We start from the raw sequence: 18702 nt of genomic DNA, 5'->3' as shown, positions 1-18702 counted from the left end.
ATTTTCTTTTATTGTTTTTTCATTTGCTTCTATCAGTTTTTTATTAGACTCGGCTGTCGGAGGTGTCGCCGGGTCCGCTGCCGATACTCCCAATCCTATTGTTGCACTCATGAGTCCTGCAAGTACAAGACTTGTAAGTTTTTTGCTTGATAACATAATAATCCTCCTTATTTATGCATAAATATAAATTCTTTTTCAAGAGTATCACCCCCCCGATTTAGTCAATATTTAATGTATTCTTTTTTAAATCTTTATATTTTATATTCATTTAATCCTAAACAAATAAATATAAAGAAATATATTTATCTTTTAATACCAAACTTAAACCGTATTTAATATTTTCGTATTAAAACATCAATTTTTTAATTTATTTTTCGAATTTTTCTGTAACTTGAAATTCTTACATGAAAGTTTTGCGATTTTTTTGCATAAAAACTTGCATTGCGAAATATTTATGTGTTAAATTGATTTAAGTATATTTATATAAATTTTAAATAAAATCTTAAGTATGAAATCTTTTCAAATTTATAAAAAATCCGGATATCTTCTTGTGGAAGTTTTGGTTGCGATTGTCATTGTCGGATTTTTCTTTGCACTTGCAGTTCCCGTTATCGAAGAAGAGAATGCGAAGCGTGAACTTTTTATTTCCTCACAGACTCTTACGCATGCAATACGTTCCGCACAAATAGATGCCAAAAGTGATATTTACCAAATCGAAGACGTATCAAAGCCTTTGCGTTCTTCACTTGTTGCTTTTCATTGTGAAGCAAGAGATGACGGACGTGTGTACTGGTACACCGTTCAAGGAAACAAACTCGGACATCGGCGGGGTTATCTTTCGGACAAAATCACGTCAACCGGAAGAATAAATCTTCTCTTCGATAAAACGGGTATCACACCTAAGGGCGATTCATACGAAATCATTTTACAAACGAAAGACAAACGTCACGCAATAAAGGTAACGGTTGCACTTTATACAGGTAGAACGAGAACGGAGATTTTGAATTAATGTATAAAAGACAAGGAAGCACATGGTTGTCGGTACAAATTTCAATATTCATAATATTGATTTTGTCTGCAACCGTCTTTTTTTATGTCAAAAACACTCTCGATATAAAACAGAAAATACTCCGAAAAAGTGAAAAGGTTCTTATCGCATGCCAAGTTGTCGATACAATAAAGTACAACGAGCGTTTTCATGAGAATGCGGCCTACCCGACAGGCGCCGTTGAATTGAACGGTACGAAGTACAATGTATCCGTAAACCGAACTTTAACGGAAATTGAAGGTGTAAAGATGAAGGAAGTACATTGCAATGTCGAAGGTTGCGATGGAGAAATTTTCACGCTTACCACTTATATAGGAGCGGAAAAATGAAAAAAAGAAAAGGTTTTATTTTATCCGAAATACTGATTTCAATCTCCGTCATGACGATAATACTCACGCTTACACTTCCTTTGTGGGCAAATATATCGAAATCCGTTTATAATACTTCACGAAATTTAAGTGAACAATCCATACGTATTTTCACTCAAGATTTCATAAACGATCATTTGAGAAACACCAAGGAAAGAATACAAAGAACCGAAGACGGATACGAAAAAAATATTACTTATTACAATTACAACGAGTATGAAGTAATCGCACCTTACAAAATGCGAATTTACAACAGTATGTGGTACTTGACACTGTACAACGGCAAAAAACAACCTCTTACCGAGGCCGATCTACGTATAAAAGCAACTGACAATAAACCTTTTTACATACATAAATATGGGCTTGTAAATATAAATTACAACTGTGAAGATGCAGGCGGAAAACAAATAACGGTACAAACCGCAATTATTTCACTTGCGGACTATTTCAAAAAAGGTGAAGTTTATGAATAAGCGAAAAGGGATAATTTCAATTGTAACCATACTTATATTCATCGGACTTCTTTCGATAATATCGGCTATTTCCGTTTCCGCACTCAGATTGTATGAAACTCAATCGCTTCAAGAAACGAATACGAAACTGTACTATGCCGCCGAATCCGGTGCGGAATGGGGCTTACAGTATGTCAAAAAGTACGGTATTTTTACCGACAAAAAAATCCTTCATCCGGATAATCACAAGGTCGAAGTACAATTGACGCAAATAAAAAAATCCGCAGACGAAACGGAAGCGACCTTGATTTCAAAGAGCATAAATGAAGAAAAAGAAAGAACGAAGCAAGTAAAAATCACCTTCACTTTGAAAAATAAACAACTTGTTGTAAAAGATTGTGAGACTTAGTATGAATGAAAACGTGCAAGAGTTTTTGAAAAATGAATATTTTGAAATAAAAAATCATTTAAAAAATCTTTACTCGAACATTTTCAAACCGACAGAGACGTATATTTGGTTTTTTGATGAAGGCGCATATGCTTTTGAAATTGCAAACGGAAAGATACTGAAAGAAATATTTTTCCCGCAAGAATTTTTAAGTGAAAAAAAAGAAATAATTACACTTCTTTCGGACAATTTTTTTACCGGAAACAATATATACCTCATAGGTAATGACAATTCCATAAAACTCGACATAAACAAGTATCCCGTTCTTACCGATGAAGAATTGAAAGACACCTTGAACTGGGAAAATTACGTACAATCCGATGAACATAGAACGGCAATAAATACATATCGTATAAAAAATTACAATTATGAAGAAAATGCGATGTTTGTGTATGTTGCAAGTTGTACAAAAGAAGATTTTTTACCGATTGTCGAAGAAGCGCAAAAACAAAACAAATATATACAAGGAATAATTCCCGTCACGGAAATATGCACTTCATACGGTGACGGTTTTACAATCTTTTACCAAAACGGAAAAAACTTGAAATTGCTTTACGGACATTCGGAAACGAAAAAACGCAACTTCAAAACCGATGAACTTGAAACCGAATATTTCAAAAACAAAAAAATAATACTTCTCCGCACAAGTACGACAACGAAAGAGGACGTCGAAGAAGTATTGAAAATGTTCGGCGAAAACGTAATAAGCGACACGACCGAAGAGAACGTAAAAACGTTGATAAAAAATTTCACAAAACATACAATGTGTCTGAAAACGACAACGGGAAAAAGATTTTTCAATATTTCAAAAGAAAAATTTATACTCAAAGCTTTGCAAACACTTTGCGTAATTTCACTCATATCTCTCATTTTCGCATCCGCACTGTTTTTGAGTGAATATTTCAAACTTTCAGTTGAACGAAACCGCTCAAAAAATCTTTTGTCAATCGAAGAACGCAAGAACAAGTATGATGAAAAACTTGCAGCCGTAAACAAAAAATACGAAAACATAAAAAAACTTCAAGCGGAAAAAACTTATGAAGTACCGTTTTTGATAAATTTGGCGGAATCCGTTCCGAGCGGAGTGACATTATCCGAAATCGAGATACAATACGGCACGATAAATATAAAGGGAACTTCAAATGACAGAGCATGCCTTTTGAAATTTGAAAAAAATTTAAAGACGAATTTCAAAAATACAAACTTGCAAAAATCCGAAACGAAAAACAATCTCATAGAATTCAACTTTGTATGCAGCGATGAGGACAACAATCATGAATGAAAAATATTTAAAATATGCCGCCGACGAAAAATACATAATTGCAGCGACAATTATACTGCTATTGATTTCAGGACTTTTTTACTTCGGATATTCCTCAACAAAGAAAGAGCGTATTTTACTTGAAAACAAAAACAATATACTCGAAAACTGGACTGAAGATGAAAGCATGGTACGACACGAAGAATTTTTTAAAAATCTTTACTCATTTGATAACGATTTACTTGGCGAAATCGAAAATTCAGGTGTTTCAATAAAGGAAATTCACGAAGAACAAAACGGAAAAACGACATTGATTTGTGAAGGAAGTTACCGACAAATATCAAACACTTTTGGTATAATAAGAAAAAGTAAAAATTTAAGTATTCCTTCATTGAAAAAGATAACACGAAAAGGAGCAACAACCGAATTTCAATTGGAGATATTGACACCGCAAATGAGGTAGGAATGAAAAAAAGAAATATTGTGCTTATCGGACCGATGGGTACCGGAAAAAGTCGTGCGGCAAGAATACTTGCAGACGGATTGGGGTTCCAACTTGCAGATACCGATCGAATTATAAAACATGAAACGGGAATGAAAATTGCAACTTATTACAAATTGAACGGTGAAAAAGCTTTTCGTAAAAAAGAAACGGAAATTATAAACAGGGTACGTTACTACCACGAAGCCGTAATTGCAATGGGCGGCAATTTCCCCATGACGGAGAAAAGATTTCAACTTTTGTCTGAATACGGTATTGTAATACTTTTGTACGCACGTCCGTTTCGTTTGGTTGAGCGTGTAAACAAAAGCATAGGAAAACGTCCGACAATGGATTACAAAAATACCGAAAAGTATGTGAAATACATGTTGAAGTTATGGCATCCATGGAAAAAGCGTTCAGATTTCGCCATAAATACCACGCTAGGACATCCGGCAAAAACGGCGCTCGATATTGCAAGATACCTTGACAGAGAAAAAATACAATTTGAAAAACGACATTACAAAAAAAATTACTACAAAAAATTTAACGGTTTTAAAAAAGAGGGATAAATTATGGACGGCCGATTGTGGCTTGAAATTTTAATTTTAGCGATTTTAATACTTTTAAACGGAGTATGTTCACTTGCGGAAATCGCAATAGTCGGTGCAAGAAAAACAAAACTTGCGGAAATGGCTGAAAAAGGCGACAAAGGTGCAAAAGCTGCTTTGAAGGCTGCCGAAAACACCGAGGAAATGTTTTCAACCATACAAATTTCGATAACGGCAATAGGAATTTTCACCGGTATGTTTTCAGGTGCGTCATTATCGACACCGCTTGCACGTGAACTTTCAAAAATCCCGTTACTTTCGACTCATGCGGAATGGCTTTCAATAGCAATTGTAATAGCATGTGTTACGTATGTAATGCTCATTGTAGGTGAACTCGTACCGAAATGGATCGGATTTGCAATACCGGAAAAAGCATCATGCTACCTTGCAAAACCGATGATGAAGCTATCTCTTTTATGCAAACCCCTTATAATTTTTTGTAACTTCACGACACAACTTATTGTAAAATCACTCGGCATAAACATGGAAGAAGAAATACCCGTGTCCGAAGAAGAAATAAAAGTTCTCCTCAGACAAGGTGCAAAACTGGGTACCTTCGATAAAGAAGAACCGAAACTCGTAGACCGTATATTCGAACTCAACGACAGAACCGTAGCGGACTGTATGACATCACGAGTACAACTGATATGGATAGACCTTGAAGAAGAAGTCGATGAAGTATGGAGAACAATCAAAACGACTTCACACTTCAGAATGCCGGTGGGAAACGGCTCACTTGATGAATTTAAAGGCCTTGTCGACATAAGCAGAGTTTTACTCAAACACCAAGAAAACATGGACCGTCCGATAAAGGCAACCATCATGAAATCAATCTATGAACCGCTCTACATACCGGAAACTCTCACGCTTACAAAAGCACTGCAAATATTCAAAACAAAAGGTGTACATGAAGCGATAGTAATAGACGAATACGGTACACTTTCAGGACTTGTAACACTCCACGACATACTGGAACAAATAGTAGGTGACATGCCGGGAGATGAAAACGATATACTCGAAGAAAAAAACAAATTCGTCAAAGAAACCGACACCACATGGATAATAGACGGACTTTGCAGCATAGACGAATTTCGTGAATTCTTCAAAATCGAAAACGAGCTCCCTCACGAAGAAGATGCTTACTACAAAACTGTCGGCGGATTTGTGACATACCTTTTCGGATATATACCGGACACAAACGATGAAACGACATTTAAAAATCTCACTTTCAAAGTAATATCACAAGACAATCACCGTATAGAAAAAGTCAAAATGACGATAAAAGAAATACCTAAGGAGAAAACCGATGACAAACAACAATGAAGAAATACTCATTGCAATCATGGAAGAAGTACAAAATAAAATAAACGATATACATTCCATAATGCAAAATATACTCATTGAAGAAGCTGCCGACGATTTGGAAGAAAAAATAATGTACCTCTACCACCTACGTGCAGGACTTGACTCGCTTACAAACGTTCTTGAAAAAATAGAAGAAAACCTATTTGAAAACGAAGAAAAAGATGACGAAGAATTCTATATACTTCGTGAAAAATTGAAAAAAGAATACAAAAAATCACGCAAAAATAAAAAATCAAAGAAAAAAGCCAAGAAGAAATCAAAAACCGAAAACTCAAAAAATAAAAAAACTCGGAAAAAAAATGAAAATCTCACAACCGATGAAAAAGAAGAACGCAAAATAAACGGAGTACAAAAAATCGGAGATTTGTGGATATTGTAATTTATAAAATTTCAACACTACATAAAATAAACCGACCTCAAAAGTAATAACAACTTTGAAAGGTCGGTTTTTAAATGCAAAAACGAAACATCGTAAAATTACCAAAAAATTATAAATTTTATTTTCCACGCAAATTTATTTCAAAATAAAAAACCGACCTTTCAAATATAGAAAAGTCGGAAAAATGAAAAGAGAATTATCCGATAATATCGTGAATTTTCTGCTTTAATTCGGCAATAGGATGGTAACCTGTAATGGATCCTACGGGCTTACCGTCCTTGAACATAATCATATTCGGAATACTCATAATTTCATACTTTGAAGCAAGTTCGGAAACTTCGTCAACATTCACTTTGTAAAAAGAAACCTGACCTTCAAACAACTCTGACGCACCTTCGATTACCGGTCCCATCATCTTACAAGGTCTGCACCATACCGCCCAAAAATCTACAAGTGCAAAACCGGATTTTCCCAAAATATCTTTTTCAAACTGTTCAGCTGTCTTTATTTCAGTTACCATTTTATACCTCCGAAAAATATTTAAATATATCTATATTTATCAATTTACTTCAATATACCACTAATTTTTATGTTTGTAAAGTTTTTATTTCAATCGGATTAAAACATTACCATTTCATAATTTTCATTGCCGAAGTGCCGCTTTCATTACCAAAAACAAGCCCAAAACAAGAATACACCGAAAGCATATTCGGCATTTTTTATTACCTTTCCCGTTGTCGAGCGGAAAACTGTAAATAATGCGGCGTATTTCATTTGATTTATTTAAAATTCATTTTCATTTTTAAAATATAGTATATAGGATATTTATATTTATTTTCACCTTCTATCTATCAAAAAAACACTTCTCTCTGTGTTATAATAAATCTGATTGTATATGAAAGGATAAAATATGGGTAAAATCATCAGTATAATCAACCAAAAAGGCGGAGTAGGCAAAACTACCACTGCGGTAAATTTAGCCGCATTTTTATCAAATGCCGGGAAAAAAGTTTTACTTGTCGATTCAGACTCACAAGGAAATGCGACCAGCGGCCTTTTAATTGAAAAAAAGAAAATAAAATACGATCTTTATGACGTAATCACGAATGACTGTCAAATTGAAGATTCAATTTTAAAACACGATTTAAAAAATCTTAGTCTTTTACCGTCATCGATAAACCTTGCCGGTGCCGAAATTGAAATGGCACTGATGGAAGAACGTGAATTTATATTCAAGAAAAAACTCGATAAAATAAAAAACGACTACGACTTCATACTGATTGACTGCCCACCTTCACTCGGGCTTATCACTCTCAATGCACTTGTAGCATCGGATCAGGTTATTATACCGATACAGGCGGAATTTTACGCATTGGAAGGCCTTTCTCATCTCGTAAAAACAATTGAGACCGTAAAACGTAAATTGAACACCCGACTTATAATTATGGGAATTTTGATTACAATGTTTGACGGCCGTACAAACCTTTCCATGCAAGTTGCCGAAGAGGTAAAAGAATACTTCGGAAACAAAGTATTCAAAACGATAATTCCTCGAACGATAAAACTTTCCGAAGCACCGGGATTCGGAGAATCCATACTTACATATGCCGAAAAATCAAAAGGTGCGGAAGCATATCGCAAACTTGCAAAGGAGGTCCTCAAACGTGTCTAAAGAAAAAAGATTGGGAAGAGGCTTGAAAGCGCTTTTGGGCGAGGATATAGACAAAAACATACAGGAAATACCCGTAAATCAAATAGATGCAAACCCTAACCAACCCAGAAAAGCATTCAACGAAGAAACTCTCAAAAAACTTGAGCAGTCGATAAAGAAGTACGGTGTCGTTCAACCTGTAATCGTTCGTAAAAAAGACAACGGAAACTATGAACTTATTGCCGGAGAACGCAGACTTCGTGCGGCAAAAAATGCACAACTTGAAAAAATTCCGGTTGTAATAAAAGAATACAACAACCGAGAAAGTGCCGAAATCGCACTCATAGAAAACCTGCAAAGAGAAGATTTAAATCCTATCGAAGAAGGAAAAGCATACGAAAGTATAATAAAAAAATACGACCTTACTCAAGAAGAAATGTCACAAATAGCCGGTAAGAGCAGATCATACATAACAAACACGTTAAGACTCCTGACATTTCCGGATGCGATACAAAAACTTCTCCAAAGCAAAAAACTCACAACGGGACAGGCAAGACCTCTCTTGGCACTCAAAACCGTTGCCGAACAACTCAAACTTGCAAAAAAAATAGTCGAAGAAGGACTTTCCGCAAGACAAGTTGAAAAAATACTCGGTGAAAAAACAACACCGAAACCGAAAAAAGAAGTACAAATATCGACATATCTTCGTGCGATGGAAGAAGAAATAATCACATCATTGGGAACTCTTGTAAAAATAAAAACAGGCAGAGGAAAAAACAGTAAAAAAGGAACAATTACCATTTCCTTCAAGAACGAAGACGAATTTACAAGAATTACAAAACTTTTGAAAAAAGACGGTAGATAAAATGGAATTTACAAATCAACACATATTATTAGGAATAGGCGCATTGATAGTACTTATATTACTTTTCATACTTTTTCAAGTATTGAAAATGCGTGCAAAAATAAACAGACTGAACAAAAAATACAGTTACTTCATGGCAGGAGAAAAAGGACAAACATTGGAATTCAAACTCTCTACCGAAGTACGAGAATTACGTGAAATGATGCAAACATCAAAAGCGATGCTGCACCAGCAGGAACTTTTGGCAACAATGCAACTCAACTCCGTACAAAAAATCGGCGTTTTGAAATACGATGCATTTGAAGAAACCGGTGACAAACTGAGTTTCTCGATTACATTTTTGGACGGAAGAAACAACGGTGTGGTAATCACCTCGTTATCCGGACGTGAAACCTCACGCATATACGGAAAACGCATATTGAACGGTCGTGCAAAAGAACCGTTATCGGTAGAAGAAGCACAATCGGTAGAACTTGCAATGCAAAAACTGATGCCTTCAATAGCAAAGAAAGCCGAAGCAAAAAACGTAAACAGAAACATAAAGAGAAATGAATACAAAGCGAAAAAAATCGAGGAAAATAAATGATAAAGAATCTTTTTGATATAAAAAAACAAAAAGAAAAAAATTGCACAAACTACATACTGACAGTAAAAGAAGGAAAAAAAGCAAAATACATACTTATTGCAATAACAGCTTTAATTGCAATAATAATTTTGATTTCCATATACTCGATATTTTTGACTCAAAATCTCAGAAACGAAAACGAACTTTACAAAAAGCAACTTCAAATGGCAGATGAAAAACTGGAAAAACTTGAAGAAAAAAGCGAAACAATTGAAAAAATGGTCGGTGACATACAAAAAATTTCCGTAATTTCACAAAACAACGGACAAGGCGGACCGGACACTCAAAGTACAAACGAACTGAAAACCATAAAAAAAAACAGTAAAGATCCGGGCGAACTCTTGAAAAAAATTTACACGCTCGACAAAAAATTGAACGACCAAATAAAAGAACTTGCAAAACAAAAAACAAACGTCCTTATAAAAAAAGGAATATTCGCACAAAATGTAAGCAACGACACACCCGACATCTGGCCGACAAAAGGAAACATCTCAAGCCCGTTCGGACTTAGAACAGATCCCATAAGCGGACAAATGAAAATACACGAAGGTGTCGATATAGCCGCAGAATACGGTTCACCTGTATATGCAACTGCAAGCGGAACCGTAACTCAAGCATCCTACGTGGAAGGATACGGCAATCTTGTAGAAATACAACATGCGGAAAATATCGTAACAAGGTACGGACACAACTCCATAATCTTGGTAAATGCCGGACAAAAAGTAGAAAAAGGAAATATAATCGCATTTATCGGAAACACCGGATACAGCACCGGCCCTCACTGTCATTACGAAGTACGAATAGGAGGAACTGCGGTAAATCCGATTCCGTTTATGCAAACACAAATCTAAGAGTCGAAAGACTCTTTTTTTGTAAAACAATGAAAACAAGGAGCTAAAATGAAAGAAAAAACACTCACCGAAAAACTTCTTGAAAAGAGCGACAAAACATACAAAAACTTTCTAAAAAAGATTATTCCTGAAATAAACGAAAATGCAATCATCGGAGTACGAATGAATGAAATACGAAAAATCGAAAAAAACTCCGCAGAAACGGAACTTTCGGAATTTAAAAAAATCAAACACGAATATCTTGAAGAAAAATTACTCCATGCAATAAATATTTCAAAAACAAAAAACATTATTCAAACAACGAATGAAATAGAAATATTTTTACCGCAAATCGACAACTGGTATGTATGCGATACGTTAAGGCCGAAAAATTTCAAAAAAAATTACGACAAAATAAAACCGTACATAGAAAAATGGCTCGAAAGCAATCATGAATACACAGTACGCTTTGCAATAGAAATGCTGATGAAAAACTGCATTGAAAACAACTACGAAAAAGAAATATTTGAAAAAGCGCTATACAAAAAAAGCGATAAATACTACATACAAATGATGCAAGCCTGGTGCATTGCCGAATTGCTTGCAAAAAATGAAAACGAAGGACTTTCCATACTTACAAACAAAAAACTCTCAAAACCCGTATATAAAAAAGCAATACAAAAAGCAAGAGAAAGTAGAAAAATAAACCTGAAACTTAAAGAATATTTGAAAACTTTGAAAAGTTTCACGTGAAACAAAATTGTGGCTTTATTAAACATAAATTATAATGTAAAGAAGAGGTGAATACTTTGGAAATCAAATCACACTCAGCGGAAATGCTCTTAAAAACGGTTATAGAAAATGCAATTTCAAAAAATGCAAGCGACATACATATAGAACCGCAGAAAAATCAAGTACGCATACGTTTTCGTATAAACGGTATATTGGAAGATGTTTGCTTTTTACCTAATACCGTTTTATCCTCCTTTGTAATAAGAATGAAAGTCATAAGTCATATGGATGTAGGAGAAAAACGTTTGCCGCAAGACGGAAACTCCACGATTGAAATTGACGACAACAGGTACGATCTTCGCTTTTCACTTATTCCGTCACTTTACGGAGAATGCGTGACAATTCGTATTTTACCCGAAAGACTGTCCTTTATAGATAACTTCGACTTGGGTATGACGGAAAAACAAAAGGAAATATTCGAGCATTGTCTTTTAAAACGCAAAGGACTTATACTCACAAGCGGCTCGACCGGCTCGGGAAAAACTTCCACACTTTACTCCGCACTCAAATTTTTAAACAAAAACAAATTGCATATACTTTCCATCGAGGATCCTATTGAATACAAAATAGAAGGGATAACTCAAGTAGAAGTAAATGAAAAATCCGGACTTACATTTGAAAAAGGACTGCGTGCATTCGTCCGCCACGATCCCGATGTAATAATGATTGGAGAAATACGTGATGCGGAAACCGCAAAGATAGCGGTACAATCGGCACTCACCGGACACTTGGTACTGTCAAGCGTACATACCGATGAAGCCGGAAAAGTTCCTTTCAGACTTATAGACATGGGTATAGATGCAAAAATTTTATCGGAAGCACTCACACTTGTAATCTCACAAAAACTGCTCGGAACTCTTTCCGACAAAGACAGAAAAGAATATAAAATAACAAAAGAAATTATAGAAAAATATAAATTACCGCCCGACATGGAAAATACTCAAGTCTACTTGAACAACGGAAAAATAAAAAATCGTATAGGCGCATTTGAAATGCTGCATGTAAACAACGAAGCAAGAGATGCAATAAGAAATAAAGACAACTCCGAAACATTTAAAAATTTGATAAAAAAACAAGGTACACCGACATTGAAAGAAGCGATATTGTTTCACGTGAAACAAGGAACGGTATCTTTTGACGAATTATTATAAGGATAAAAAATGAAACAACTTTTTGATTTAATAAACAAATTGACATCCGAATATCCGAAACTTACGGACATACATATTACCGAAAATGAAAATATCATCGTACGTGAACTCGGAAATCTTCACAAAACAACTGAAAAAGCGATAGATATTTCTTTCATAAATGAAGTAATTGACGAAAAGAAGAAAAATATTTTCAAAACAAAAAATTCTGTAGATTTTTCATTATCCTCAAACTCCGTACGTTTACGTTTGCACGTTTATAAATCTTCCGATAAAACCTGTATTGCGATAAGAGTTTTGCCCGAATTGAAGAACATTGAGCAAAACGATGATTTATCGGAAGAAATTGCACAGATACAAAGCGGACTTGTAATAATCTCCGGCCCCGCCGGCAGCGGAAAAAGCACTTTTCTTGCACAAATTTTAAATAAAATAAATACAAAATATACAAAACATTGCATCACAATCGAAGATCCTGTCGAGTATAAATTCACATCGGAAAAATCACTTATTCACCAACGTGAAATCGGAAGTGACGTAGAAAATTTCCACCAAGGAGTTTTGGACTCGCTGCGTGAAGATATGAATGTACTCGTGATCGGAGAAATGCGTGATGAAAACACGATGCGTGCGGCACTTCTTGCAGCCGAAACGGGTCATCTTGTACTTACGACATTACACAACAAAACCGCCGATGAAGCAATCGGACGCATCGTGCATGCCTGCAGGGACGAAAAAGAAATACGTCAAATTCTGGCATCACAATTGCGTTTTGTCATTTCACAAAAATTATATTTCCACAATAAAAAAATCTTCACGCTGCGTGAAATATTGAAATGTACAAAACCGGTTGCAAGGCTTATACGTGACGGAAAAGATCAGCAAATAAAAAGCTACATCGAACTGGGTAACGACAAAATGATTACAATGAAACAAAGTGCCATGCAAATTGCACGCAAAACAAAAATGAACTTTCGTGAAACAGAAGATTTATTGAAATTTGTGAGTTTGTAAATGAAAACTTTTGTATATAAATGCTACGATGAAAACAGAATAAAAAGCTCCGGCACAATCATTGCGAAAAACAAAAAAGATGCAACAAGAATTCTTGAAAACAAGTACTTGAAAGTTATAAGTTTAAAAGAAAAACGCACTTTTATAAAACTCGAAAAAAAAGTTTTCAAAAATTACAAAACTTTGTACATTTTCGCATCGGAATGGGCATCACTTATAGAAAGCGGACTTTCCGTCATCGAAACATTGGATATTTTGGAGATGAACCGGAAAGAAAAAGAAATCAAAGTCATCAGAAAAATAAAAAACTCGATAACAAGCGGCTTTTCAATAAGTGAAAGTCTTGAGAAAACATCGGAATTTCCGTCTTTTTTCATATCAATGGTGAAAATAGGCGAAGCTACCGGAACACTTCCCCTTCAACTTGAAACTGCAGCCGATTACTACAAAAAAGAACATAAAATGCGAAAAAAATTAACGGAACTTTTTGCATATCCCGTTACGGTTCTTATATTTTCACTTATTGTTCTCTATGTAATTATGACTTTGGTAATACCGGTATTTTACGAGCTTTATCAAAGTATGAGTTTCAAACTTCCGGCATCGACAGAATTTATTTTTGAAACAAGTTTCTTTTTGAAAGACTTCGGAATTTACATTTTACTTTTTATTTTGCTACTTTTTACGGCAATTGGATTATTTATAAAAACCGAAAAAGGAAAAAATCTGAAAAACGATTTTCTGTACAAATTTCCGATTACAAAAAATATTTTCGTTTCACGCTTCTGTATGTATTTGGCAATACTTTCGGAAAGCGGATACACGATTTACGACTCGCTTGAAAATATACAAAATTCCATGAAAAACGATAAATCGAAAAGTATTGTAAAACATATTCTCTCGGAAATAAAAAAAGGTGCAACACTTCCGAAAGCATTGGAAAAAATTTCCGTTTTCGACAAAACATCGCTGCATTTGATTTTTACAGGTTGTGAAAGCGGACGACTTCCGTACTTTTTGAAGCTTGTCACCGAAAGAAAAGAAGAAGAATTTTCAAAAAGAATGCTTTTCTACAAAACGATACTACAACCGTCAATACTTGTTTTCTGCGGCATACTCACCGCATTCATACTCTTATCGGTATGGCTGCCGATGATAAATATTTTCAACGGATTATAAAAGAAAAGGACCTCCCGACAAAGGAAGTCCTTTTTTGGTGCGCCCAAAGGGAGTCGAACCCCTGACACACGGTTTAGGAAACCGCTGCTCTATCCATCTGAGCTATGGACGCATACTTGTATAAGTATATCACGAATATTTTTAAAAAAAAGAGGATATTAAATTTATAACTTTTTTTATACCCTTTTCCCCAACCTCTTTTTTCTCGACTTTTCTGTTTTTCTTCAAAATTTTTTTATCTTCTGCTTTTTTTATTTTCGGCGGTACAAATACCGGTATATGAAGTTTTTCTTTCTTTTTAACTTTAAAAGGAAAATCATGCAAAGATAAACCGCTTGCAGTTTTTCCGCTTTTATCGAACTTATACCCCTTGTCGGAAGGATCCGGAACATTTCTTTCCGTAATATACTTTCTCGGAGAAAAATCCATACCTCTCAAACACTCCGTCAAAATAAATGCCGAAGTATTGACGGAAAAATAAGAAAACGGAAGTCTCGGCGCCATACGTGCAATTGTAGAAAGAAATTTCGGTTTCATATCGGAAAGAGAAATTTTCAACTTTAAACGCAATTCGTCAATCAAAAGTATAATCGCCTTCGGTGTACGGAACAATTTTTCATAATTTTCCAAACGATTTTTATCCCGCATACCCGAAATATCCAAAAAGAATACCAAAAGCAAGTATGAAACGGCATTTTCATTATCTTTTGAACGCAAGTAAAAATTCGCCGTTGTATAATACAAATTTCTAAGTTTCGACCATTCCCCCGCCATTATATAAACGGAAGCTTTTTCATTCATCGCACGTTCAAGTACTTTTCTTGAATTATAAGGTTCTCCCTTGTGTGACAGATAACTCTGACAATGACGTATTTCACTTTCGGAAAGTCCGTAATTTTCACGTGCATTTAAAATATACGCCATATTATGGCTTATTTCGTCACGTCCCTTTCTTGTAACCGTATACACTTTCGGAACTGCATGATAATACGCTTTTTCCGGAATTTTTTGTATAATAAGACGAATAAGATCGGCTTTTGAACCTTCAGACTTTACACCATGACGGGAAAGAAAATCCGACAAGGCTTTTTCCGGAAGCATGTGCAAAGTTTCCTTAGGAGTGCTGTACCTTATCCAACCGTTATCAAGAAGAGAAAGCAAGCGTTCATGAGTATTTTTGCCGTAAATTTTTTCTTTGTAAACGGAAATTTCGGTATGTAAAGGTTTATTGTCAAAATAATCCAACAGTAAAATATCCTTAACAGATAAACTCATACAACGCCTCCTTTTATACATTCACTCTTCAGTATATACAAGAAAAAGCAATTTGAAAAGAGAGAAAGGATGTTACCATGCAAAAAAGAACGGAAAAAATAAGAAAAATGATGAAAAACAACCAAATCGACTTCATTATCGTAAGCGAAGAAGCTTCAATAAAATATTTAACGGATGAAACTATAGATGCCGGAGAAAGATTTACAGTTTTCGTTATAAGTCGAAACGATTCTTTTTGGATAAGAAACAAACTTTTCCCTTTGAAAAAACACACCTTCAAAGACATCTCATACCTTGACGGAAGCGACTATATAAAACTTTTATCCGACAAAATACCTGAAAATTCCAAAATCGGTATAGATAAATTTCTGTACTCGAAATTTTTACTTGAACTCCTTTCAAGAAGAAAAGATTTGACATTTGTAAACGGTTCGGAAATTGTGGATGAAGTACGCTCTATAAAAGATGAAAACGAAATCATGAAAATGAGAAAATCTTCACACATAAACGATCTTGCAATAAAAGAGCTTGTAAAACATCTGAAAGTCGGCATGACTGAAAAAGAAGCGGCATACAAACTTTCTGAAATATACAAAAAACTCGGTGCGGACGGATTTTCATTCCCTCCGATTGTCGCATTCGGTGAAAGTTCGGCAAATCCCCACCACGAAGTAACGGATAAAAAACTTACAGAAAACACAATAGTGCTGATCGATATAGGCTGCATGAAAGACGGATACGCATCGGATATGACACGCACATACTTTTTCGGCACTCCGACCGATGAAATGAAAAAAGTTCACAACATTGTAAAAGAAGCAAACGAAAAAGCGACAAAAGTAATAAAAGAAGGAGTAAAACTTTCCGATATAGATAAAATTGCAAGAACTCACATTTCAAATTCCGGATACGGAAAAAACTTCACACACAGACTCGGACATTTCATAGGACTTACAACTCATGAAACCGGAGAAGTAAGTCCCACGAGCGAAATAATTGCAAAAGAGGGCATGATATTCTCAATCGAACCGGGAATTTATATTCCTGAAAAATTCGGAGTTCGCATAGAAAATTTGGTTGCGGTAACAAAAAACGGATGTGAAATATTGAACAAGGTATCTCATAATCCTTATATTTCTTTATAAAAATTATTTTTTAGAAAAAATAAAAATAATTTAAATTTTTTTACAAAACCTATTGAATTTTGAATTATTATAATTTATAATGATTCCATTACAATTTTAGATAAGTGGATGACGTATATGGAAAAAGACGTAAGTCTGCCGAAGGAGTAACACTATCAGGCGTTCTATGAACACGAAACTATATACCGACACGTCTCTGGAGAGTCTCATACAATGAGCGCCGAAGGGGCAAGGGAAGAAATTCCTCAATCTCTCAGGCAAAAGGACAGGGCCGGCACACGGTAACACCGTGAAAGTAGTCTTCCCCTGCCCTGCCGGTTCTGTCATTAGAGAACGGCAGGGTTTTCAGATAGGGGTGGAGTATGGTACTTAACATCTTAAATCAAATCAACGGAATTGTATGGGGCCCATGGCTTTTAATTCTCCTTGTGGGAACCGGAATTTTAATGACGGTTCGTTTGAGAGGACTCCAATTTCATCACTTGAAAAGTGCTTTAAAGCTTATTTTCTCCGCAAGAAATAAAGGTAGCGGAGATATAGACTCATTCAAAGCGCTTTGTACGGCACTTGCCGCAACGGTAGGCACAGGAAATATCGTCGGTGTCGCTACCGCAATAAAACTCGGCGGCCCCGGTGCATTATTCTGGATGTGGATCGCCGCACTCTTCGGTATGGCGACAAAATACACCGAAGGTGTGCTTGCAGTAAAATATCGTGAAGTCGATGCAAAAGGCCAAATTTCCGGAGGTCCCATGTACTATATAGAAAAGGGACTCGGCAAAAAATGGAAACCCTTGGCAGTCATGTTTGCTATATTCGGTACACTTACGGCAATGCTGGGAAACGGTACATTTACACAAGTAAATGCGATAACTTCATCATTGAATCTTACATTCAATGTACCGATATGGCTCGGAAGTACTTTGCTTACAATACTTGTAGCGATAATAATATTGGGCGGACTTAAAACAATATCGAAAGCTGCAGAAAAAATAGTACCTTTCATGTCGGTAACGTACTTTATAATCACGATAGTAATACTCGGAATATATCATGAAAATCTTCCGTTTGCGATTATGCAGGTATTTGAAGGAGCTACAAGCGGAACTGCGGCAATGGGAGGATTTGCCGGAGCGGGTATAATGCTTGCAATGCGAAGCGGTATCGCAAGAGGACTCTTCTCAAATGAATCCGGCTTGGGATCGGCACCGATTGTAGCGGCAGCCGCAAAAACAAAATGGCCCGCCGAACAAGGTCTTGTATCCATGACCGGTACATTCATCGACACTATAATCATATGTACACTCACCGGACTTACGGTAATCGTATCCGGACAATGGACCGGCGATGTAAACGGAGCGGCACTCACACAAGCAGCATTCTCCGGTGCAATAGGATACTTCGGACCTTTATTCCTCACAATTGCACTTACACTCTTTGCATTCACCACAATACTCGGATGGTGCTACTACGGCGAACGCTGTCTTGTATACCTCTTCGGAACAAAGAGCATAATGCCCTACAGAGTAGTTTTCATTTTAATTATCGCATCAGGCACAATGCTCAAACTTGAAGAAATATGGACACTTGCCGACATAGTAAACGGACTTATGGCAATACCGAACCTCATCGCCATTATCGGACTGTCAGGAATAGTGGTAGAAGAAACCGACAAATACTTCAAATTCCTTGAAAAAAGAAACAATCGAATAAAATCATACAAAGAAAAGAAAGCAAACGAATAAAAAAAAATAAATACAAC

General features: G+C 35.7%; 21 protein-coding genes, 1 tRNA gene and 1 riboswitch. Of the genes, 19 read left to right on the top strand and 3 right to left on the bottom strand.

The annotated features are described in order from the left end of the window. Positions 1 to 508 precede the first annotated feature (508 nt). Genes HMPREF9083_RS03555 through HMPREF9083_RS03515 form a run of 9 tightly spaced genes read left to right on the top strand, consistent with a single transcriptional unit; the run spans position 509 to position 6413 of the window. The gene (locus HMPREF9083_RS03555) at positions 509 to 1009 is read left to right on the top strand and encodes a pilus assembly FimT family protein (protein ID WP_007556034.1); all 501 of its coding nucleotides are present in this window, start codon (positions 509 to 511) and stop codon (positions 1007 to 1009) included. Continuing rightward, a complete protein-coding gene (locus tag HMPREF9083_RS03550; RefSeq protein ID WP_007554806.1) occupies positions 1009 to 1377 on the top strand; it encodes a hypothetical protein in 369 nt (122 codons plus the stop codon). The genes HMPREF9083_RS03555 and HMPREF9083_RS03550 overlap by 1 nt, the downstream gene beginning before the upstream one ends. Then, on the top strand, positions 1374 to 1889 hold the full coding sequence (locus HMPREF9083_RS03545) for a type II secretion system protein (protein ID WP_007556033.1): 516 nt from the start codon (positions 1374 to 1376) through the stop codon (positions 1887 to 1889). Before HMPREF9083_RS03550 ends, HMPREF9083_RS03545 begins: the two co-directional genes overlap by 4 nt. Beyond that, positions 1882 to 2277 carry a hypothetical protein gene (locus HMPREF9083_RS03540; RefSeq protein ID WP_007556031.1) on the top strand — a complete coding sequence of 132 codons (396 nt, stop codon included), beginning with the start codon at positions 1882 to 1884 and terminating at the stop codon, positions 2275 to 2277. Before HMPREF9083_RS03545 ends, HMPREF9083_RS03540 begins: the two co-directional genes overlap by 8 nt. Position 2278: 1 nt before the next feature. After that, positions 2279 to 3598 carry a PilN domain-containing protein gene (locus HMPREF9083_RS03535; protein ID WP_007556030.1) on the top strand — a complete coding sequence of 440 codons (1320 nt, stop codon included), beginning with the start codon at positions 2279 to 2281 and terminating at the stop codon, positions 3596 to 3598. Then, positions 3591 to 4040 carry a hypothetical protein gene (locus HMPREF9083_RS03530; protein ID WP_007556029.1) on the top strand — a complete coding sequence of 150 codons (450 nt, stop codon included), beginning with the start codon at positions 3591 to 3593 and terminating at the stop codon, positions 4038 to 4040. Before HMPREF9083_RS03535 ends, HMPREF9083_RS03530 begins: the two co-directional genes overlap by 8 nt. 2 nt (positions 4041 to 4042) lie before the next feature. Next, positions 4043 to 4630, top strand: a complete 588-nt coding sequence (locus HMPREF9083_RS03525) for a shikimate kinase (RefSeq protein WP_007556028.1) — start codon at positions 4043 to 4045, stop codon at positions 4628 to 4630. A 3-nt stretch (positions 4631 to 4633) separates the two neighbouring features. Continuing rightward, positions 4634 to 5992 carry a hemolysin family protein gene (locus tag HMPREF9083_RS03520; protein WP_007556027.1) on the top strand — a complete coding sequence of 453 codons (1359 nt, stop codon included), beginning with the start codon at positions 4634 to 4636 and terminating at the stop codon, positions 5990 to 5992. Further along, the gene (locus HMPREF9083_RS03515) at positions 5976 to 6413 is read left to right on the top strand and encodes a hypothetical protein (protein WP_035062652.1); all 438 of its coding nucleotides are present in this window, start codon (positions 5976 to 5978) and stop codon (positions 6411 to 6413) included. Before HMPREF9083_RS03520 ends, HMPREF9083_RS03515 begins: the two co-directional genes overlap by 17 nt. 196 nt (positions 6414 to 6609) lie before the next feature. Here the strand turns inward: HMPREF9083_RS03515 and trxA are convergent, their stop codons facing one another. Continuing rightward, positions 6610 to 6933, bottom strand: coding sequence for a thioredoxin (gene trxA / locus HMPREF9083_RS03510; RefSeq protein WP_007556026.1), 324 nt, complete (start codon positions 6931 to 6933; stop codon positions 6610 to 6612). A gap of 390 nt (positions 6934 to 7323) precedes the next feature. Here trxA and HMPREF9083_RS03505 point away from each other — a divergent pair, with 390 nt between their 5' ends. The 8 genes from HMPREF9083_RS03505 to HMPREF9083_RS03470 are packed head-to-tail and all read left to right on the top strand — an operon-like array spanning position 7324 to position 14520. Next, positions 7324 to 8085, top strand: coding sequence for a ParA family protein (locus tag HMPREF9083_RS03505; RefSeq protein ID WP_007556025.1), 762 nt, complete (start codon positions 7324 to 7326; stop codon positions 8083 to 8085). Further along, positions 8078 to 8929 (top strand): ParB/RepB/Spo0J family partition protein, encoded by an 852-nt coding sequence (locus tag HMPREF9083_RS03500; RefSeq protein WP_007556024.1) that lies wholly within the window; start codon positions 8078 to 8080, stop codon positions 8927 to 8929. The genes HMPREF9083_RS03505 and HMPREF9083_RS03500 overlap by 8 nt, the downstream gene beginning before the upstream one ends. Position 8930: 1 nt before the next feature. Continuing rightward, on the top strand, positions 8931 to 9515 hold the full coding sequence (locus HMPREF9083_RS03495; protein ID WP_007556023.1) for a DUF4446 family protein: 585 nt from the start codon (positions 8931 to 8933) through the stop codon (positions 9513 to 9515). After that, a complete protein-coding gene (locus HMPREF9083_RS03490) occupies positions 9512 to 10405 on the top strand; it encodes a M23 family metallopeptidase (RefSeq protein WP_007556022.1) in 894 nt (297 codons plus the stop codon). The genes HMPREF9083_RS03495 and HMPREF9083_RS03490 overlap by 4 nt, the downstream gene beginning before the upstream one ends. A 48-nt stretch (positions 10406 to 10453) precedes the next feature. After that, the gene (locus tag HMPREF9083_RS03485; protein ID WP_007556021.1) at positions 10454 to 11137 is read left to right on the top strand and encodes a DNA alkylation repair protein; all 684 of its coding nucleotides are present in this window, start codon (positions 10454 to 10456) and stop codon (positions 11135 to 11137) included. 56 nt (positions 11138 to 11193) lie between these two features. Then, positions 11194 to 12327: a GspE/PulE family protein gene (locus HMPREF9083_RS03480; RefSeq protein ID WP_155800598.1), complete on the top strand. Its 1134-nt coding sequence runs from the start codon at positions 11194 to 11196 to the stop codon at positions 12325 to 12327. A gap of 9 nt (positions 12328 to 12336) precedes the next feature. Then, positions 12337 to 13341 (top strand): type IV pilus twitching motility protein PilT, encoded by a 1005-nt coding sequence (locus HMPREF9083_RS03475; RefSeq protein WP_007556019.1) that lies wholly within the window; start codon positions 12337 to 12339, stop codon positions 13339 to 13341. Next, the gene (locus tag HMPREF9083_RS03470; RefSeq protein ID WP_007556018.1) at positions 13342 to 14520 is read left to right on the top strand and encodes a type II secretion system F family protein; all 1179 of its coding nucleotides are present in this window, start codon (positions 13342 to 13344) and stop codon (positions 14518 to 14520) included. It abuts the gene before it with no gap. Positions 14521 to 14555: 35 nt separating this feature from the next. On the opposite strand, the gene HMPREF9083_RS03465 is transcribed toward HMPREF9083_RS03470, so the two are convergent. After that, positions 14556 to 14632: transfer RNA gene (locus HMPREF9083_RS03465), tRNA-Arg, on the bottom strand. Positions 14633 to 14661: 29 nt separating this feature from the next. Then, positions 14662 to 15795: a hypothetical protein gene (locus HMPREF9083_RS03460; protein WP_007556017.1), complete on the bottom strand. Its 1134-nt coding sequence runs from the start codon at positions 15793 to 15795 to the stop codon at positions 14662 to 14664. A gap of 77 nt (positions 15796 to 15872) precedes the next feature. On the opposite strand from HMPREF9083_RS03460, the gene HMPREF9083_RS03455 reads away from it, so the two are divergent. Together HMPREF9083_RS03455 and HMPREF9083_RS03450 are read left to right on the top strand one after the other, a co-directional pair. Beyond that, positions 15873 to 16940, top strand: a complete 1068-nt coding sequence (locus tag HMPREF9083_RS03455) for a M24 family metallopeptidase (RefSeq protein ID WP_007556016.1) — start codon at positions 15873 to 15875, stop codon at positions 16938 to 16940. Between the two features lie 186 nt (positions 16941 to 17126). Beyond that, positions 17127 to 17219, top strand: a riboswitch (glycine riboswitch). Between the two features lie 83 nt (positions 17220 to 17302). After that, complete coding sequence (locus HMPREF9083_RS03450) at positions 17303 to 18685, top strand: alanine/glycine:cation symporter family protein (RefSeq protein WP_007556015.1); 1383 nt, start codon at positions 17303 to 17305, stop codon at positions 18683 to 18685. Positions 18686 to 18702: the final 17 nt, after the last annotated feature.

Source organism: Dialister micraerophilus DSM 19965 (genome assembly GCF_000194985.1).
In the GTDB taxonomy this organism is placed as follows: domain Bacteria; phylum Bacillota; class Negativicutes; order Veillonellales; family Dialisteraceae; genus Dialister; species Dialister micraerophilus.
Note: the sequence above shows the minus strand (reverse complement) of the source record. Positions and strands in the feature narration are given on the sequence as shown.

Coding starts and splice junctions, on each gene's coding strand:
- HMPREF9083_RS03490 (WP_007556022.1), top strand. CDS start 9,512: ATGATAAAGAATCTTTTTGATATAAAAAAACAAAAAGAAAAAAATTGC.
- HMPREF9083_RS03485 (WP_007556021.1), top strand. CDS start 10,454: ATGAAAGAAAAAACACTCACCGAAAAACTTCTTGAAAAGAGCGACAAA.
- trxA (WP_007556026.1), bottom strand. CDS start 6,933: ATGGTAACTGAAATAAAGACAGCTGAACAGTTTGAAAAAGATATTTTG.
- HMPREF9083_RS03555 (WP_007556034.1), top strand. CDS start 509: ATGAAATCTTTTCAAATTTATAAAAAATCCGGATATCTTCTTGTGGAA.
- HMPREF9083_RS03495 (WP_007556023.1), top strand. CDS start 8,931: ATGGAATTTACAAATCAACACATATTATTAGGAATAGGCGCATTGATA.
- HMPREF9083_RS03455 (WP_007556016.1), top strand. CDS start 15,873: ATGCAAAAAAGAACGGAAAAAATAAGAAAAATGATGAAAAACAACCAA.
- HMPREF9083_RS03525 (WP_007556028.1), top strand. CDS start 4,043: ATGAAAAAAAGAAATATTGTGCTTATCGGACCGATGGGTACCGGAAAA.
- HMPREF9083_RS03475 (WP_007556019.1), top strand. CDS start 12,337: ATGAAACAACTTTTTGATTTAATAAACAAATTGACATCCGAATATCCG.
- HMPREF9083_RS03530 (WP_007556029.1), top strand. CDS start 3,591: ATGAATGAAAAATATTTAAAATATGCCGCCGACGAAAAATACATAATT.
- HMPREF9083_RS03535 (WP_007556030.1), top strand. CDS start 2,279: ATGAATGAAAACGTGCAAGAGTTTTTGAAAAATGAATATTTTGAAATA.
- HMPREF9083_RS03450 (WP_007556015.1), top strand. CDS start 17,303: ATGGTACTTAACATCTTAAATCAAATCAACGGAATTGTATGGGGCCCA.
- HMPREF9083_RS03545 (WP_007556033.1), top strand. CDS start 1,374: ATGAAAAAAAGAAAAGGTTTTATTTTATCCGAAATACTGATTTCAATC.
- HMPREF9083_RS03505 (WP_007556025.1), top strand. CDS start 7,324: ATGGGTAAAATCATCAGTATAATCAACCAAAAAGGCGGAGTAGGCAAA.
- HMPREF9083_RS03540 (WP_007556031.1), top strand. CDS start 1,882: ATGAATAAGCGAAAAGGGATAATTTCAATTGTAACCATACTTATATTC.
- HMPREF9083_RS03460 (WP_007556017.1), bottom strand. CDS start 15,795: ATGAGTTTATCTGTTAAGGATATTTTACTGTTGGATTATTTTGACAAT.
- HMPREF9083_RS03550 (WP_007554806.1), top strand. CDS start 1,009: ATGTATAAAAGACAAGGAAGCACATGGTTGTCGGTACAAATTTCAATA.
- HMPREF9083_RS03470 (WP_007556018.1), top strand. CDS start 13,342: ATGAAAACTTTTGTATATAAATGCTACGATGAAAACAGAATAAAAAGC.
- HMPREF9083_RS03520 (WP_007556027.1), top strand. CDS start 4,634: ATGGACGGCCGATTGTGGCTTGAAATTTTAATTTTAGCGATTTTAATA.
- HMPREF9083_RS03515 (WP_035062652.1), top strand. CDS start 5,976: ATGACAAACAACAATGAAGAAATACTCATTGCAATCATGGAAGAAGTA.